Consider the following 17,465-nt stretch of genomic DNA (forward strand, 5'->3'; position numbering starts at 1 on the left):
CCGACCCATGTTGACTGCCGCGAGGACGAGGAGCCCCTCACGGGCCCGCCGTCATGTCGTGTCCTGTCCCGTAGCTGACCTGCCGCGCGCAGCCGGTGGAGGACCGCTTGTGACCCATTGGAGACGTCCGCCATATCAGCCCGGCGCTCATTTTTCGATGTGCCGCGACCCGTCCCAGTCGTTTGGAGGTGGTTCTGCTTTGAAGCTTCCGATGGGCTCGATTAGGGCCCTTGCAGGCCCGTCGTCGGGCATCGCTTCAAGCGACGCATTGAACGCAGCAAGCGCATCATCCCATCGCCGGTTGCGATAGTTCGAGAGCCCTTCCAGATACTTGTCCCGCAATACCAGTTGTTGTGGCGTGACATCAGCTCGGCTTCCGAGGATTTCAAAAACGGCCTCGAAACGAGTTTGACCCGCCACCACAATGCGATCGATCTCCCGCGCCTCAAGTGAAGTGCCCACGGCAGCAATAGTTCTTTCGGAAACGAGATTGCGGGTGCCGTACACCTTGTTCGCGCCTTCCAGCCGCGAGGCGAGGTTCACCACATCGCCCATGACGGTGTAGCTCATCATCACGTCGGAGCGGATGCTGCCGACCAGCGCCTCGCCGGTCGCGATCCCGATCCTTAGATCGCATTGCTTCATTGGAGTTGCGCGAACGCCAAGTAGCTCAGGAATCTCCTCGCGCAATTTTCCGATACGTTCGATCATTTCCAGGGAGGCGAGGCATGCAAGGCGGGCATGATCGGCCTCGTCGACGAAAGGTGGGCCCCAATAAGCCATGATGCCGTCGCCGATATACTTGTCGATGATCCCTCGGTTGTTCCGGATTGGTTCGGACATGACCGAAAGGCAGTGGTTCATGACCTTGACGAGACCTTGCGCGGTCACGCCTTCGCTAAGGCTGGTGAAGCCCTTCAAGTCGCAGAACAACACAGTCATCACCCGGCGCTGGCCTTCGGCGGCCGCCAAATTTGGGTGATCGATCAGCCTTCAACGACGCGCGGATCGATGTATTTTCCGAATGTTTCCTTGATGCGTTGGTTGTTGCGCAATTGCACAATCATTCGATTGAAGGCGGCAGCCAGTTGTCCGATTTCGTCAGTCGCCCTTACATCGATTGATTGATCGAGCTGACCCGCTTCCACCGCGCGGGCACCTTCAAGCGATAGTCGGACAGAGCGAATGATGCCGCCGCTGACCAGATTGGCGAAGATCAATCGACGATCGCGGCAAGCAGCGTCACGATGGCCGAGGTCAGCGCCACCTGGGTCTGTTTCGACCTCACTTTTGCGATAGCCCCCTCGCTGACGGTCAGCATACTCAATCGAATAGCACTGACCTTCTCATCCAGTCGTCGCGAACAGCGTCTGCTCGCGCAAGGCTGCGTCTCGCCGCTGGAAAGTCTCTCGCCTCAAGGTGTGAAAGTAGCTCTCTGGTCTCCTGCTTCAGCTGGCGGCGAGTATCGTCCAGATTTTCAATCCGGTTGTCGATGCGCGCCAGGGCTGCGTTGTCCGATGGTGTACTTGTGTCTTCAATGATCGAATTGATCAGTGTCCGCGCGGCTTGCGCTTCGCTTTCGACCTCGGCTCCCTTCTCGTTGTAGAGCTCCAAGCGGGCTCTATATCCGAGCACATCGGGCGGCTCCTGCATCTTCGCGATCACCATGCGGCGGAGCCCGAGGCCTCGTTCGAGCGATAGAGTATTGATCCGTGTCAGACGGGGCGTTGATAGGTGCGTAACGTGCAGAGAGCTCATCAAGCAGGTAGCCGACTCGCCTGACCATCGCGATCGATAGGACCGACGTCACGAGCATGAGGATGATCAGTCGACAGCGATTGCTACAATTCGCTGCCGGATTGACTGCTTGATCGTCGATCCGGAGAATTTTTTCAGTCCGTTAAGAGCGAGGATCCGTTGTCTCGTGCTCCGTAGAGGCATATCCGACGTACTCACAGTCGAGCTTCCTTTCGGTCAGCCCCGTCAGGCGGTCCAACTCCATTCATTCTTCAGTCAGGCTGAAATCGAAAGTTTCGGCAGGCGGGTCTTGGTGAACAGCCCCGAACTGGCTCAGCGGCAACTTTATCGTCACCGAAGAGGAGTAAAGGTCTGTGAGTTCGAGTTTGAGCTGTTGGCCGGCTTCCATTTGAGCCGCCACCGTTGGTTCAATTCCACGTGCTGCGATGCAGATGTTGGTGAGACACCAGGTGAAAGGAACCTGGACAGGACTGCCTTGATCTACCGTCACCTTGACTCCCTGCTGCAGATTTGCCCCTTGCGGAACGAACAGCTGCAGGCGAGCGGGACCGTCAGCTCGTTCGATCAGATCGACACGGGCCACGATCTGATCGAGATCGTCCGTGGCGGTTGACGTCGATCGGCATATGTTGGTTCGATCGGATGAGGCGAAACAAAGCTTTTTCCAGGTTGAGAAATGGATGTTCTCAGGCAGCCGCAATCGTGGCGGCTTCGACGGAGGCTCCCGCTGGGCAGAAGGGCCGTTGACTGGCTGCCCAAGCGGCGGAGCGGTCGCTGAATGCTTCTCCAGAAATTGCGATACCAAGGGCGACCAGATCGGCACCGCGTCGGCGAAATCGATCATGAAGTGCCCGTCGGTCCCAAAGGACGGGAGCATACGATAATCGGCATTTCCGCCCGCTTCGACAAAGGCCTGATGCATCCTCATCGTCAATTCCGGACCGAAGTAGCTGTCGTTTTCCGCGTAGATCCAAAGCATCGGTACGCGTGCGGTGCGGCCGAATTCGCTGGTGGCGGCAACGAGCTTGTCGGGAGCACAATTGTTGTTGGGTTTGCCGTCAACTCGGCCTCCGCGTCCCGCTGCAAAGGTAATGATGGCCTGAACTGATGACGGGTTTAGGCTCCCAAGAGCAATCGAGCCCCATCCGCCGCCCGACTGGCCAACGACGATGACCTTACCCGGCTGGATCATCTTCTTCTTGCTCATGTAGTCGATGACCCACTCGTTCAGAGTGGCGATGGCGAGCCCGGGACCACGGAAGTTTGGGCTGTCGCAGCTACCGACGTGGGCAAAGACGGCTCCGTAGAGACCCTGATCTTTATCATCGAGACTGCTGGCCCCGTACCTGATGGGCGAGATGACCACATAACCGCGACGTGCAAACCAACGTGCCGCGTCCCGATACTCGATCGCCGGAAACATCGTCCGCTGGTTGGCTTCCAGCGAAATTCCATGGTTCATAACCACTAGCGGAAACGGACCATCTCCGACCGGCCGTACCAGGAAGGCAAGCACCGGCAGTGGAAACGGCAGCGCCCAAATTTCCTCTTGGATTACTTGTCCCGCAGTTCGGTCATCTGCCGCGGCTGGGGAATGGACTGCCGAGGGGAAAGCCAGCAAAAGAAGAATGGCCAGCAAGTGCTTCAGCATCTTCTTTCTCCGACGATCTGGTCTGGGTCTGACGCTAGGTCTCGGAGGCAGGAATCCGTTGATTTGGATCAAAGCGACCAACCGCAAGTTCCCGACGTCGTGCGGCTTAGTGGCCTAGCAAAAAAAGCGTCGTCGGAAACTCGGATGAGCGTGCACGGCCTTTCATGCGGCTCCTGGCTTTTTGACGGCCTTAGGGCCTGTTTCGAGCTTTAACCCCGCCGCCGCTATCGTCGTTGGTCTGCTTGTGGGCCTGAAGGCGAAGTATCCGGCACGCCGGCAGCTAGGGCCATAGCGGACATCGAGAATACGCGGGCAAATCGGTGCGAATGACCCGAAGCGGAGCACCTTGAAAGTGAGGTCAAGTCATGAATCCGGGCATGAAGCATCGGACGCGCGGATGGCCGTCTATGTAATGCCTCCAGACCATTGTACGGCCGAAGCGGTTTGGTTCTGTGACAACCGCACCGTCAGGTACGAGCACCCATTCGCCGTCGATGAGGACGCGGTAACGGCCCCGACTGGACTCCCAATCGGCATCGGACACTATGTATCCGTCGGCATCAGTACAGCACTTTCCAAATTCGCTCTGCAAGCTTTCAAACCAAGACTTCAGCGGAGAGTGGTCGTATCGGCCATCGTCGCGTGCAAGGACCGGCGTCAGTAGCAACGCTGAACCCAGCAACGATGCCGCAAGTTTCGCTGGAAACATCTGTTTGCCTCCGCGATATTCGCCGGCCGATCCGCTGGCTTGGTGCGGCTTAGGCTGGCAACCCGGAAACTAAATCCGTTGCAACTGCCGCTGACGATCGCTCGATGCTGTGATGGGACAGTTCATTCCCATCCCCACTGAGGTGAGTCCGGAAATTCGAGCGAAGGTTCAAATACGACAACGCTTCAACTAAAGGTCAGTGCAGCTGCTTCTTTGGCCTAGCCTGCCCTTAGCCGACCTCTCAGCTGGCGCCGAGCTTGTCCGCTCATGACGGCGTAGCCGACCAAAGCCCTCACAGACTTAAGGAAATGACCCACGGTGCATGAGTCTGCAGGGCATCTGTTGCGGGTCTCCACAACCGCGTTCGTCAACGACGATTGCGATCTACGGTGCATCGCCTTTATGGCCTATTCGGCAACTCGCGACAGCTCCGCAAGGAGCTTCAACGCATCATTCAGCACGGCCCGATCCTGCGCTCGTTCAGCGGCCGCATCACCCGTGAATTCGCCATGCGTCCGCGCATTCTGATTTCCCTTCGGCGCGCCTGATCTCCGTGCGCCGCCGTGCATGCGGCAGCGAGACTTGCCGTGCACTGCAGGCGCGCGGCAGGTGGTGCCGTTTCGCGTTTCGGCGCCACAGCGCGGGCTCGTCCACATCGCACGCGTCTTGCGAATTTGGTCGCCGCTCATGCATTGCTGCCTTGCCTGGATTCGGCCTGTTCGCATGCGCCGGCCTCACGCGGCGGGACCAGTCCTGCGACTGTCGCAGCGTGCGGCTCCGCGACGATCATGCTCGCGTGCTGGGTCACGTTGCCCACGATCGCCCTGCCGCCATCCTGCACCGACAAGTTCCGGACCGTGATCGCACGCTCGCCGTTGTTGCGGTGGCGGCTGAGTGCCTCGATCTGGCTCGCGAAGGTGCGGGCCAGCCGGGTCAGCACGCGGGTGAGGCTCTCTTGCTGCGGAACGTCGTCGGTGAGGGAGAGGCGGCAGGCAGAGCGCATCGTGGCCGCGTGAACGGACGCCATTTGCACTGCGAGCATCGCCTCGATCGAGTCCTTCGGCGCGATGCTCTTCACCAGCGAGATCATGAAGGCGAGATTGGCTTCATCGGGCTTGCGTCCGGTCACGCTGGCCTTCACCAATTGCTTGAGGAGACCATGCAGCGCGTCGCGGTCAGCGGCGCCGAGCGCCTCGGCCAGCAGCCGTTCGCCGGCTTGCGGGTCCGCGTGGAGGATCGCAATTCCCCGCTTGTAGAGCTTGATCCGCGGGCTCGCGTCGGGGCCGCTGCGATCGTTTGCCGCAACCGGCAGCGTGCCGTGGCGTTTGGCAGATGTCGTCATGTGCTGTGTCCTTTGCCCGCGCGGGCTCATTGCGCGCGACATCGATCGCTCGGCTTGCGCGCCTGTGGGATTTTCGGGATGTTGATGAAGGGCTTACGCGCAATCGCAGCGCGACGCCCCGTGGTCGGGCGGCGTGGACGCTGACGATTGTTGCGATGATGGCATTCTGCCGGTGTTTTGCCCGACGTGTCAAACGAAGATTGCGAAGCGCGCAATCCTCGTTCGTGCAAATCCTCGTTCGTCCAAGTTCTTGATCTCGCAAGCGTCGGCTACTGTGCATGGGGTTGTTTTTGCGTTTTTTGTTTCGAACCGGCTCCGACCTGCCGCGCGACGGAATGCCGGCCCGCAAACGCGATTGCGAAATCCGCCGCGGCCGCTCATCATGATCCGCGAATGCGCCGCGGCCCGCAGAAGTGGCGCGATTCGTCTGGGGAGAGAACGAATGCAACGAACGCTTCGCCTGCTGGCGATCGTCGCCGGATTGTGCGTGACGACGGAGGCCTTCGCGCAAAAATATCCGGTGCGGCCGGTCAAGATCATGGTCGGCTTCAGCGCGGGCGGCCCGGTCGACGTCGTCGCGCGCATCGTCGCCGATCGGCTGAGCAACAAGCTCGGACAAGCTTTCGTGGTCGAGAACCGCGCCGGCGCCAACGGCATGATCGCGGCCGAAGGCGTCGCGCGTGCGGAAGGCGACGGCTACACGATGCTGGCCTGCAACTCCTCCACCATCACGCTCAACAAGACGCTGTTCAAGGATATCCGCTACGACCCGGAAAAGGACTTCGCGCCGCTCACCACCGTCGTGTCGGCGCCGCTCGTGCTGGTGGTCAATCCGGAGAATTCCAAGACGGCCAACATCAACACCGTCGCCGATCTCGTCGCCGCGGCAAAGGCTGCGCCCGGCGCGCTTGCCTACGGCTCGGGCGGCAACGGCAACCTTGCCCATCTCGCCATGGAGCTGCTCAGCGAGAGGGCCGGCGTCAAGATGATCCACGTGCCCTATCGCGGTGGTGCTGCGTCCGAGGTCGGTATCCTCGCGCAGGAGGTCCTGGCAGTGTTCGATCCCTTGTCCGCCGTGCCGCTGGTGAAGGCCGGCAAGCTGCGCGCGCTCGCGGTGTCCTCCGCCGAGCGGCTGCCGGCGTTGCCTGATGTGCCGACCGTCGCGGAAGCCGGCTACCCCGGCTTCGACATCTCGTTCTGGGTCGGCTTCTTCATGCCGAAGGCAACCCCCGCGCCGACGCTCGAGATGCTGCACCGGGAGATCGTCGCCGCAGCCAACGATCCGCTGTTACGGGAGCGGCTGGAGACGCAGGGCGTCGTCAGCGTGCTGAGTTCGGCCGACTACGCCGCCAAGATCGCGAAGGAGATCAAGGAACTCGCCGAAGTGGTGGCGGCGGCGAACATCAAGGCGGAGTAGGGCGTCTGCTTGGCGTGCTGCCGGCCACCTCAGCCAGCCGCTCGAGCAGCGGGCGCTGTCCTGGGTTGATCTTCTCGTGCGCTGCTGCGAGCGTGAACCATTCGGCACGATCGACCTCCGGGAAGGTCTGACGTTTGCCGCTGCGTGGCGGCCATTCCATCTCGAATGTGTTGCTGCGAATGCTGCGCAAATCGACGTCGAACTCGGCCGCGAACGCGGTGACGATCTTGCCGCCGCGCTGCCTGACCTGGCCCCAAGCGAAGTCAGCGGCGTGGACAGCTCAAGCCCAAGCTCCTCGGCAAACTCCCGTCGCGCGGCGGTTTCTGCGTCTTCGTCTGCGTACTCGCCCTTCGAAATCGACCATGCCCCGAGGTCCTTGTTGCGCCAGAACGGTCCTCCGGGATGAACGAGCAGAACCTCGAGCTCCCCACGTTTGCGATAGGCAATGATCCCGGCGCTTTTCGATGGCATCGCAGGTTCCGTTCAGGCGGCGCATTCGGCCGGGAAAAAGTGGAACAGACGCTTTTAGCGCAGGTTAATAGCCAACGCTTTGACCGAACAAGGGAGTGAACCATGATCCGCCTGTTGGCAACGACCGCCTTAGGGCTGGTGCTGGCGAACGCCGCCTTTGCGCAATCGCCAAGCAGCAACACCAAGTCTGAGCAAACGCCGCAATCCCAGTCCAATTCCGCAGCTCCGTCCAACACGTCGCCGTCTGGCGCGGCACAAACACAGCAGTCGCGATCGCAGCCGCAGCAATCATCAACGCCCGGAGCGTCGACACAGAATACCCAGGCGACCACTCCGTCTTCCGGATCGGCCAATTCCGGCTCCGGGACCAACGCCACCAACAGCGCGGACACGTCCTCGCGGCCGCCCAGTGGTACGGCAAATTCCAACGCGGCCGGTAACCAGCCCGCCTCGCAGCAGAGCGCCAATCCGCCGGCGGCGAACTCGAACCAGACGCAGGATCGCTCCAACCCTCCGTCGAACAATACCAATCAGGCGCAGCAGGCGCCTGGTTCATCTGGTACCAACCAGGCCCAGCAATCGCCAAACACGCCGAGCAGCAATCAGGCGCAAGAGCAGCGGACCGGTGCCAATTCACAGGCCGCCGCCCGCACTGACGTCAACCTCAACAAGCAGCAGGAGACCAAGATCAGCGCGTCCATCTCGCATCTCAACGTGCGGCCGCTGACCAGCGTCAATTTCTCGCTCAACGTCGGCACGGTGGTGCCGCGCGATGTCCAGCTATCGACGCTGCCACCCGATGTGGTCGAGATCGTGCCGCAATATCGCGGCTACAGCTTTGCGCTGGTGAAGGATGAAATCGTCGTGGTCGATCCGGCGACATACAAGATCGTAACCGTGCTGCCGTACTCGGGACAATCCACCGCGACAACGACGACCACGCGTGAGCGCAGCGCCAGCAAGTTTTCGGATCGCGATCGCGAAGTGATCCGCAAGCATGCGAAGACCCGCACCGAGGGACGGAGCGAACGACAGACCACCGGCAGCACCGCGCGGTCCGAAATCCATGTTGGTGACCGCGTTCCCGAGAGTGTCGAGGTCGAGGAATTCCCGAGCACCGTCTATCGGGACGCGCCCGACCTGCGCGAGTACCGCTACATCCACCGCGATACGCGGACCTATGTCGTCGAGCCCCGCGAACGCCGCATCATCGAGGAGATCGACTAGTTCGCGGCCACTGGAAGCCGCTCCATCGAGCGGCTTCCGGATTTGCGCATCAGCCCGAAGATCGTTCGCGCGCTGCAAAACGGATGGCGCGGGCCTTCGCGCTCTTTCCCGCCGCACGCGCGGCGATCATGCTGCGTGCCTTGCCGTGGGTGTTCTTCCGGATCAGAGACGCGAGCCGCTTGCGTGCGTGGCTGGCGGTCAATCGCGCCGCCAGTTGCTCGGCCTTGCGAATGATGGTGGCGACCGAGGGCGTCAGGTTCACCGGAACCCAGGCGACGTCCTTCGTCTTGGACAGGCTGCCGATGCCCTCGCAGGGTGCTTCGCGCGGCAGGTCGATCCGGATCGCGAGGGCTTCCGCGCGTTCGGTCCAGTCCTCGGCCCTGGTGCCGGTGATGATGCGGACATAGTCGCGTGTCTCACGCGGCAGCTCGCTCTCTTTGGCGAGCCATTTCTGGATTCGGCCGGGACCTGCGTTGTAGGCGGCTGCGGCAAGGCCGAGATTGCCGAAATCGTCGCGCAGCTTGCGCAGGAACTTGGCCGATGCCGGCAGCGCCTTCATCGCATCGAACGGATCATCTAGCCCGACCTCCGCTGCCGTTTCCGGCATGAACTGCGCGACGCCCTGCGCGCCGGCCTGGCTGACCTCGTTGGACTTGAAGCGGCTCTCCTGCCAGATCAAACGCGCGAAGAACGGCACGGGAATGCCGCTGGCTTCGGCAGCTCCGCGAAGCGCGTGGCAGAAGCGTTCCGTCGGCGAAACCGGCGCCTGCGCGACGGGTTCGACCGTATCCGGCGGCTCGGGGGTCTCCTCATAGGCCGCACGCGCATTGGCGAGCTCGAGGGCCTGCACGCTTGCAAGGAACAGCTCGACCACCGGAACAAGTGACGAGGCCTGAGTGTTTTGAAGAACGGCGTGATCGAAAGCTGATGGTTGGCGGGACGCCGACGGATCGAAGTCGCACATCAGAATCATGAACGCGGCGCACGCCGCGACGACAAATCGCATTGCTGGAGCAACCTCGAACTGTGGGTGAACGGCCAGCGATGCGCCGGCGATAAGGAGTTATTAACCGAGCGATTGCGGCAAAGCTGCGGTCTCGTCGGTTCCCACGGTGTTACTACGGTGTTCCCGCCGGAAACTCTTTGCTCCGCGAATTTGCGGGGGCGTTGGCGAATGGGGACGAGCGAGATGATGCGGTGGATGCTTGGCGCGGTGATTTCGCTGGCGGCGATCTCTTCGGCGCTTGCGGGCAATCTCGATGCGGCAGCGGTAAACGATGCTGCGCGTCCCGCAAAGCAACCTGCTAGCGACAAGCTCAACGCCGCGATCGTGAAGCTTCAGATTCTGCTCGACCGTGCGCGGTTCTCGCCCGGGGAGATCGACGGCAAGCTCGGAGAGAACGCGCAGAAGGCACTGAAAGCATTCGCCGAGCAGAACGGCGTTGCATCGGATAAAACGATCGCGCCCGAGCTTTGGGACAAGTTGAACGCCGCGAGCGAAGGCGCCGTCCTCGTCGAATACAAGATCACGGACGCGGATGTGAAGGGCCCGTTTCTGAAGGAGCTGCCCGGCAAGCTTGATGACATGAAGCCGCTGAAGGCGCTGAGCTACACCAGCCCGCTCGAAGGGCTTGCCGAGAAATTCCACATGAGCGCCGATCTGCTCAAGGCGCTCAACCCGGACAAGGCCTTCGACAAGGTGGGAGCGACCATCGTCGTTGCAAACGTTCCGGCGCGGCGAGAGCTTCCGAACATCGCGCGGCTCGACGTCGACAAAAGGAACGGGACGCTGAAAGCATTCGACCAGGGCGCCACCCTGATCGCGTTCTATCCCGCGTCAATCGGAAGTCCGGATCGTCCGACGCCGAGCGGTACGCTCAAGGTCACCAGCACCCACGAGAATCCGGTTTATCACTACAACCCTGACTACAAGTTCAGAAGCGTCAAATCGAAACAGCCGTTCGATGTTCAGCCGGGCCCGAACAATCCGGTGGGAGCATACTGGATCGGCTTGTCCGCACAGGGGTACGGCATCCACGGAACGGCGGAGCCCGACAGGGTTAGCAAGTCCGCGTCGCATGGCTGCGTCAGGTTGACCAATTGGGACGTGCGCGCGCTGGGCGAGCACGTCAAGCGCGGCACACCGGTGGTCTTTCTGGATGCGCCGACGGACTCCTCGTCCGAGCAGCGGCGGAAGTCCGGCGGTAGGCGCGCCTCGAACTAGTCTTTGGGAAAGTCCTTGCGCATCGCGATTTCGGCGGCATCACCGGGCGACAGCACGGTCTGGTCGAACGCTGCTTGCCCTCGTCATGATATCGTAGAGCGAGATGCCCTTGATGGCTTGCCCATGAGCTCGCGGACGCAGTCGGCGAGCGTGCCGTTGTAGACGGGATAGGGCGGACCTCGATCCTTTTGCCTCTGGCCCTTCAGCGACGGTCACTTCTTCAGTTCGGCCGGCGCGTCATAGGCGATCGGCGATTTCTCTTTGAACATGCGCTTGGCCGCGGGTAGCCCCGAAGCCTGGGGCCGCCCTGTAGACGCTCGTTGAACAATTAGTTCAAATCAGCCGGCAACAAAGGCGAGCAGGGTGCCGTTCGCCTTGGCCGGCGGCACGCAGATCGCAGGTCCGCTGCGCACGGCTGCCGAACCAAGCGCCTTGTCGGTGGCAGCGAGATCGCCGCTGACAAGCACCAGGGCAGCGCCACCGCGTTCGGAAAGACCCGCGAGCGGCACGCCGGGATAACGTTTGCCGAGCTGCTCCAGCGTCAAGTAAACGAAATCGGCACGATCGCCACCGGAGGGCACGGTCACTGCGCCGTCGGCTTCAGCCTTCGGCTCGCGGTCGATCAGCTGTCCCAGATCCGCGGCTTCCTTCGCGGGCTCGGGCGTCGCGATCAATGTCTGCTTGATCCGCTTGGCCGCATTGGCGTGCTTCATCAGCTCGGGAATCCACACCGTCTCTGGCGTCTTGTGCTGGCAGGCAAAAATGCGCACGCCGCCGGGCGCTTCTGCGGTCGGCCACATGAAGGTGCGGAATTTCGCCACCGAGATCGTGCCATCAGGCAGCGTCACGGGCCGTTCGAAATCGGTCGGGCCGATCGGCTCCAGGCCACGCGCGCGGATTTCCTCCGCGCCGGCGGTGGAATCGACCGCTGTGAAGGCGATGCGCTCGATGCCTTCGCCGCGCTGGTCGAGGAAGGCACGCGCCGGCGCGTTGTGCTCGGTCGCCGCGAGCACGCCGAGCAGCTCCATATAATCCGGGTCGAACATGATCGTGTAGTTGCCGGTGCCCATATGTGCGCTGTGGGTGCCGCGCGGCGAGATGGTGAAGCCGAGCTGCCGGTAGTTTTCGGCGGCTTTGTCGAGGTCCTGCACCATGACCACGGCGTGGTCGATACCGATGACGTTCTTGAGGGCCACTGTTCTTTCCCCGAGTGCAAACTGACTGGACCGCCGTCGGCGGCCGCAAATCCTGTCTACGCCGGATAGGCGGTCAAGTCATTTTCAAATCGGTGGGACATGCGGAAATTTCATTCCGTGAAGCGCGATATCTGACACTTGATGGCGTCAGCGCGCCTGCTCGATATAGGCGGCGAGGATGGCGCGCTCCTCGCTGGTCATTTCGGTGATGTTGCCCGGCGGCATTGCATTGGACCAGGCGGCGACGCGGCCGATCAGGCGGATGTTGCGATGGATGTGCTCGGGCGCGTCCAGCAATATGCCCTTCGGCGCGGTGACGATGCCGGCCCAGACCGGTTCGGCGGCGTGGCACATGCTGCAGCGGGACATCACGATCTCCTCGACATTGGCAAGCGTCGGCTGCGCCGACAGCGCGCTTGTCTTGACCTCGCGCGGGCCGGCCGCCGAGAGGAACAGGATCGCGATCACGCCGACCGCTGCGACGCCCCACACCCACCACGGCGATTTGCGCCCGGCGTGCCGCTCGTTGAAGAAATGGCGGATCACGGGGCCGAGCGCCAGGATGATTGCGACGATGATCCAGTTGAAGCGGGTGGCATAGAACAGGGGATAGTGGTTGCTGATCATCAGCACGACGACAGGCAGCGTCAGATAGTTGTTGTGGACCGAGCGCTCCTTGCTGGTCTTGCCGAGCTTCGGATCGGGCGCCTGCCCTGCGAGAAGGGCGGCTACGATCTTCTTCTGGTTCGGGATGATCAGCGCGAAGACGTTGGCAACCATGATGGTGCCGATGATCGCCCCGATCTGGTTGAAGGCACCGCGCCCGCTCAGCACGTGGGTGAAAGCATAGGTCAACGCGACCAGGAACAGATAGCCGCCGATCGCGAAGGGCAGCTCGCGCTGCGCCAGCCCGGTACGGCAGGCGCCTTCATAGAGCAGCCACGCCAGCGCGAGGCTGCAGAGGCTGAACAGGCCGGCCTGGAATGGCGTGAGATCGAGGATCGACTTGTCGACCAGGAACAAATCGGCCTCGAGATAATACACCACCACCATCAGCGCGAAGCCGGACAGCCAAGTGGTGTAGGCCTCCCATTTGAACCACGTCAGCTCGTCCGGCATCTGGGCGGGCGCGACCAGATATTTCATGATCCGGTAGAAGCCGCCGCCATGGACCTGCCAGGCCTCGCCTTGCACGCCGTCCGGCAGATCGCGCCTGGGCCTAAGGCTGAGGTCGAGGGCGATGAAATAGAAGGAACTGCCGATCCAGGCGATCGCGGCGACCACGTGTAGCCAGCGGAGCAGCAGGCTCGCCCATTCCGATATGATGGATCCCCACATGATCACCCCAACAGGTGCGACCCCAATGCCGCAGCCTTGATGACCGCAACCGGCGGTCCCGCCCTTACAATGTGTCGCACCGATCAGCCGTATTTTCCAGTACGATGGGCTGCGGCTGTTGCACATCGTGCGGGCATGAGCTGACGTGGGATTCGGCAGGCATTTGACCTGTCGCAGAGCGCTTGCGCGTCGATCGACGTTGATGCGCCAGACGGAACGGCGGAGGAAACGACGTGAGGAACAGGATTTCGTTCGTGGCGATGTCCGCGGGGTGGCTGGTCGCGGTCGCGACCTGCGCACAGGCGGAGCCGGTGCTGCAGGGCAAGGACGCCTACGGCGATTGGAAGGCCGACAAGCCTGGCACGGTCAGGTTGATCCGGCCGCAGGATCTGGTGCGGCCCGGCGCCACGCGGTCGGTTGCGAGTTCGTCGCGCGTGGTGCCGCGCCCGCCGGAGGGGGCGCTTCAGGTCCCGGCCGGCTTCAAGATCGAGCTGTTCGCAGAGGGCCTGCGCGCCCCGCGCATCGTGCGCGTGGCGCCGAACGGCGATGTCTTCGTCGCCGAGACGCGCGCGGGCAACATCCGCGTGTTGCGCGCCGGCGATGGCGGCAAGGCCGCGACCAACGAGGTCTTCGCTGCCGGAATGAGGCAGCCGTTCGGCATCGCCTTCTTCCCGAACGGCGACAATCCGCAATGGGTCTACGTCGCCAACACCGACAGCGTCGTCCGCTTTCCCTATCAGGCCGGCGATCTCAAGGCGCGTGGCAAGGCGGAGACGATTGTCGCGAGCCTGCCGCATGACGGCGGTCATTCCACCCGCGACGTCGTTTTCACGCCCGACAGCAAGCGCATGCTGGTGTCGGTCGGCTCGCTCAGCAACGTCGCCGAGGGCATGGGCACGCCGCCGGGTGGCGTGGAAGCCTGGTCGAAAGCGCAACCGCTCGGTGCGGCCTGGGCCAGCGAGACCGAACGCGCCACCGTGCTCGCCTTCACCCCCGAGGGCAAGGAGCGGAAGATCTACGCCAGCGGCATCCGCAACTGCGTCGGACTTGCGATCCAGCCGCAGACCGGGCTGCCCTGGTGCTCGACCAACGAACGCGACGGGCTCGGCGACGATCTCGTGCCTGACTACGTCACCAGCGTGAAGGAAGGCGCGTTCTACGGCTGGCCGTGGTTCTATATCGGCGGCAACGAAGACCCGCGTCACGCCGGAGCGCGGCCGGACCTCAAGGGCAAGGTGACGGTGCCCGATGTGCTGGTGCAGCCGCACTCGGCCTCGCTCGGCATGGCCTTCTATCAGGGGACGCAGTTTCCGTCAGAGTATCAGGGCGATGCTTTCGCGGCCGAGCACGGCTCCTGGAACCGGTCGAAGCGCACCGGCTACAAGGTGATCCGCATCCGGATGAAGGACGGCAAGCCGACCGGCGAGTACGAGGATTTCGTCACGGGGTTTGTGGTGAGCGATACCGAGGTGTGGGGGCGGCCGGTCGGTATGGCCGTGGCAAAGGACGGGGCGCTGCTGGTGTCGGAGGACGGCAACGGGACGATCTGGCGGGTGACAAGCGTGCCGCGATGAAGGTGTACCCTCGCCCCTTGCGGGAGAGGGTGGCTCGCCGCGCAGCGGCGGGACGAGTGAGGGTTCTATCGGCGAACTCCTCTGCGTGTGCGGAGAGAAACCCCTCATCCGGCGCCTCGCGCCACCTTCTCCCGCAAGGGGAGAAGGAAGAGCAGCGTGCTTAGGATGTCTACCCCCGTCTCACACTCGCTCCGCCATCCACCGGCAACGTCACACCGGTGATGAAATTCGCCTCGTCCGAGGCCAGGAACAGCGCGGCATTCGCGACGTCCCACCCCGTGCCCATCTTCTTGCGCAGCGGCACCTTGCTGTCGCGCTCGGCTTCGACTTCGGCGCGGGTCTTGTGCCATTCGCGGGCCCGGGTGTCGACGGCCATCGGCGTGTTCATCAGGCCCGGCAGGATGACGTTGGCGCGGATGCCGTATTCCGCATTCTGGTAGGCGAGCTGTTCGGTGAAGGCGATCATCGCCGATTTCGTCGCCTTGTAGGCGACGTAAGGGTAGGTGGTGATCGCCGCCATCGAGGAGATGTTGATGATCACGCCGCTTCCTTGCGCGCGCATGATCGGGATCACCTCTTTCGCCGCCAGAATGCAGCTCTTCAGATTGATCGCGACGACGCGGTCGAACGCCTCCTCGGTGATTTGCAGCAGCTCGGCGTCGCCGCCGGACAGGCTGACGCCCACATTGTTGTGCAGCACGTCGATCCGGCCCCAGCGCGCCTGTGCCTCCGCGACCATTGCCTTGATGTCGGCAGACTTTGTGACGTCGGCCCTGAACGCCGCTGCCGTGCCATGCTGCGCGGCGATCATGGCCGCGGTTTCCTGCGCTGATTCCAGATGATGATCGACGCACAACACCTTGGCGCCCTCGCGCGCGAAGGTCAGCGCCGTGGCGCGGCCGTTGCCCATGCCTTCGCCCGGGCTTTGCCCGGCGCCCACAACGACCGCAACCTTGTCCTTCAAGCGCATGTTAGTTCACTCCCGGAATCGGGTACTGCTGGAGTACCTCTTTGTAATATGGCTCGTTGTCGATCTTCATGGTGGCGAGCACGCGCACCACGCCGCAATAGAAGGCGATGGTCAGCACGAGGTCGACCATATGTTCGTCCGAGAGATGCTGCTTGATCTCGGCAAAGGTCACATCCGAGATCGCGAGTTCGCGCACCATCTCGCGGGCACCTTTCAGGATCGCCTTGGCCTGTGGCTCGAGCGTCGAGGGCCTACCGTCGGTCTCCGCCATCAGGCCGGCGATGTCATCGTCGGTGACGCCGAACTCCGTGCCGATCTTCACGTGATGAGTGAACTCGTATTCCGACTTCTCCATCCAGCCGACCTGGAGGATCGCAAGCTCCCGCAGGCGCGGGTCGAGTTTGCTCTTGAAGCGGATGTAGCCGCCGATGCCGTTGAAGGCGCGCGCCATATCCGGCGAATTGATCAGCAGCTTGTGCAGATTGGTGTTGCGCTTGAGCATGTCGCGATATTCGGGCGCGACCTGGTCGGCCTCGAGATAGGGCAGGCGAGCCATCCCTGATGTTCCTTTCAGTGTTCTTGTGATTCACGTTCGGGGGCTTGTAGCGTCACGCCGCCGTCGACCACCAGCACCTGGCCGGTGATGTAGCGCGCAAAATTGCTGAGCAGGAATTTGACGGCATGGCCGACGTCCCAGCCGGTGCCTTCCGTTTTCAGCAAGGATGCCTTTTCCCGCTGGACGCGAGCCTGCTCACTCATGCCGCGGGCATAGACCATCGGCGTGTACATCGGCCCGGGACAGATGCAGTTGACGCGGATGTTCTCGCGGCCGTGATCGACCGCCATCGCGCGGGTGAGACCGATGATGGCGGCCTTCGAGGTCGTATAGCTCGTGAGCCCGCGTGGCCGCAGCGCCGAGATCGAGGAGATGTTGACGATCGCACCGCCCTGCGCGGTCCGGATCATCGCAGGGATCGCGTGCTTGGAGAGCAGGAACATGCTCTCGACATTGACCTGCATGACGCGGCGATATTGCTCGGGCGCTTCGTCGACCACGCTGCCGCGGCTCCCGATGCCGACATTGTTGTCGAGGAAATCGAGCCGGCCCCAGCGGTCGAGCGCGGCTTCGACCAGTGTCTTGCAATCGCTCTCCCTGGTGACGTCACCGCCATGCGCCGCGGCCGTGCCGCCTTCGGCTGCGATCATCTCCACGGTGCGTTCGGCGAGCTTGAGATCGCGATCGGCCACCAGCACTTTGGCGCCGGCGCGAGCCAGTAGAATTGCGGCGGCGCGGCCGTTGCCTATGCCGTCGCCCGCAGCGCCCCCGCCGCTGACCAGCGCCACCTTGCCGGCGAGACCGGGATCGTCCTCGGGCCCCTGCATGTCGTTTCATCCCAAATATTTTCGTGCAGTCTAGCAATCGCGCGGAGCGGCGAGAAGGGCCGGCTCCCGCTTTCATGTCATTGACATCGCATGGAATTGCATGCCGCCGCGCGAGAAGGGCGAACGATCGACCGCGCCGTTAGGAACCGATCTCACGCAATCGCGTTTGTTGCGGAGCCTTTCCCGCGCTAGGCTCTGCCCCGGG

General features: G+C 62.7%; 17 protein-coding genes and 1 pseudogene. 4 read left to right on the top strand and 14 right to left on the bottom strand.

Going from position 1 to position 17,465, the window contains the following annotated elements:
• Positions 1–147 precede the first annotated feature (147 nt).
• The 7 genes from ACIPUD_RS37210 to ACIPUD_RS37240 form a co-directional block, all read right to left on the bottom strand.
• On the bottom strand, positions 148–972 hold the full coding sequence (locus ACIPUD_RS37210; protein ID WP_446482661.1) for an adenylate/guanylate cyclase domain-containing protein: 825 nt from the start codon (positions 970–972) through the stop codon (positions 148–150).
• A gap of 14 nt (positions 973–986) precedes the next feature.
• Positions 987–1,220, bottom strand: coding sequence for a HAMP domain-containing protein (locus ACIPUD_RS37215; protein WP_446482662.1), 234 nt, complete (start codon positions 1,218–1,220; stop codon positions 987–989).
• Between the two features lie 103 nt (positions 1,221–1,323).
• On the bottom strand, positions 1,324–1,668 hold the full coding sequence (locus ACIPUD_RS37220; protein ID WP_085362217.1) for a hypothetical protein: 345 nt from the start codon (positions 1,666–1,668) through the stop codon (positions 1,324–1,326).
• A 334-nt stretch (positions 1,669–2,002) separates the two neighbouring features.
• A complete protein-coding gene (locus ACIPUD_RS37225; RefSeq protein ID WP_446482663.1) occupies positions 2,003–3,409 on the bottom strand; it encodes an invasion associated locus B family protein in 1,407 nt (468 codons plus the stop codon).
• Between the two features lie 358 nt (positions 3,410–3,767).
• Positions 3,768–4,118: a hypothetical protein gene (locus tag ACIPUD_RS37230; protein WP_039799972.1), complete on the bottom strand. Its 351-nt coding sequence runs from the start codon at positions 4,116–4,118 to the stop codon at positions 3,768–3,770.
• A 407-nt stretch (positions 4,119–4,525) separates the two neighbouring features.
• Positions 4,526–4,843 carry an HGGxSTG domain-containing protein gene (locus ACIPUD_RS37235; protein WP_338014102.1) on the bottom strand — a complete coding sequence of 106 codons (318 nt, stop codon included), beginning with the start codon at positions 4,841–4,843 and terminating at the stop codon, positions 4,526–4,528.
• Positions 4,804–5,460, bottom strand: coding sequence for a hypothetical protein (locus tag ACIPUD_RS37240; RefSeq protein WP_446482664.1), 657 nt, complete (start codon positions 5,458–5,460; stop codon positions 4,804–4,806). The genes ACIPUD_RS37235 and ACIPUD_RS37240 overlap by 40 nt, the downstream gene beginning before the upstream one ends.
• Before the next feature lie 442 nt (positions 5,461–5,902).
• Here ACIPUD_RS37240 and ACIPUD_RS37245 point away from each other — a divergent pair, with 442 nt between their 5' ends.
• Entirely contained in the window at positions 5,903–6,877 is a 975-nt protein-coding gene (locus ACIPUD_RS37245; RefSeq protein WP_026233321.1) for a Bug family tripartite tricarboxylate transporter substrate binding protein, read from the top strand.
• A 210-nt stretch (positions 6,878–7,087) separates the two neighbouring features.
• Here ACIPUD_RS37245 and ACIPUD_RS37250 read toward each other — a convergent pair.
• Positions 7,088–7,348: pseudogene (locus ACIPUD_RS37250) on the bottom strand (NUDIX domain-containing protein); the annotation flags it as partial.
• 102 nt (positions 7,349–7,450) lie between these two features.
• Between ACIPUD_RS37250 and ACIPUD_RS37255 the strand changes: the two are divergent.
• Positions 7,451–8,575: a DUF1236 domain-containing protein gene (locus tag ACIPUD_RS37255; protein ID WP_446482665.1), complete on the top strand. Its 1,125-nt coding sequence runs from the start codon at positions 7,451–7,453 to the stop codon at positions 8,573–8,575.
• 49 nt (positions 8,576–8,624) lie between these two features.
• Here the strand turns inward: ACIPUD_RS37255 and ACIPUD_RS37260 are convergent, their stop codons facing one another.
• Positions 8,625–9,581 (bottom strand): lytic transglycosylase domain-containing protein, encoded by a 957-nt coding sequence (locus ACIPUD_RS37260; protein ID WP_018457183.1) that lies wholly within the window; start codon positions 9,579–9,581, stop codon positions 8,625–8,627.
• A 183-nt stretch (positions 9,582–9,764) separates the two neighbouring features.
• Here ACIPUD_RS37260 and ACIPUD_RS37265 point away from each other — a divergent pair, with 183 nt between their 5' ends.
• Entirely contained in the window at positions 9,765–10,799 is a 1,035-nt protein-coding gene (locus ACIPUD_RS37265; protein WP_026233320.1) for a L,D-transpeptidase family protein, read from the top strand.
• A gap of 338 nt (positions 10,800–11,137) precedes the next feature.
• Here the strand turns inward: ACIPUD_RS37265 and ACIPUD_RS37270 are convergent, their stop codons facing one another.
• Together ACIPUD_RS37270 and ACIPUD_RS37275 are read right to left on the bottom strand one after the other, a co-directional pair.
• Positions 11,138–11,995, bottom strand: coding sequence for a VOC family protein (locus ACIPUD_RS37270; protein ID WP_446482666.1), 858 nt, complete (start codon positions 11,993–11,995; stop codon positions 11,138–11,140).
• Positions 11,996–12,142: 147 nt separating this feature from the next.
• Positions 12,143–13,333, bottom strand: a complete 1,191-nt coding sequence (locus ACIPUD_RS37275) for a urate hydroxylase PuuD (RefSeq protein ID WP_446482667.1) — start codon at positions 13,331–13,333, stop codon at positions 12,143–12,145.
• A 233-nt stretch (positions 13,334–13,566) separates the two neighbouring features.
• Between ACIPUD_RS37275 and ACIPUD_RS37280 the strand changes: the two genes are divergently transcribed.
• Positions 13,567–14,907, top strand: a complete 1,341-nt coding sequence (locus tag ACIPUD_RS37280) for a PQQ-dependent sugar dehydrogenase (protein WP_446482668.1) — start codon at positions 13,567–13,569, stop codon at positions 14,905–14,907.
• 169 nt (positions 14,908–15,076) lie between these two features.
• On the opposite strand, the gene ACIPUD_RS37285 is transcribed toward ACIPUD_RS37280, so the two are convergent.
• The 3 genes from ACIPUD_RS37285 to ACIPUD_RS37295 are packed head-to-tail and all read right to left on the bottom strand — an operon-like array spanning position 15,077 to position 17,260.
• On the bottom strand, positions 15,077–15,877 hold the full coding sequence (locus ACIPUD_RS37285) for an SDR family NAD(P)-dependent oxidoreductase (protein WP_085352069.1): 801 nt from the start codon (positions 15,875–15,877) through the stop codon (positions 15,077–15,079).
• Between the two features lies 1 nt (position 15,878).
• Complete coding sequence (locus tag ACIPUD_RS37290) at positions 15,879–16,433, bottom strand: carboxymuconolactone decarboxylase family protein (RefSeq protein WP_085362226.1); 555 nt, start codon at positions 16,431–16,433, stop codon at positions 15,879–15,881.
• Between the two features lie 14 nt (positions 16,434–16,447).
• Positions 16,448–17,260 carry an SDR family NAD(P)-dependent oxidoreductase gene (locus ACIPUD_RS37295; protein WP_085352071.1) on the bottom strand — a complete coding sequence of 271 codons (813 nt, stop codon included), beginning with the start codon at positions 17,258–17,260 and terminating at the stop codon, positions 16,448–16,450.
• Positions 17,261–17,465 lie beyond the last annotated feature (205 nt).

The organism is Bradyrhizobium sp. CAR08 (genome assembly GCF_052871955.1).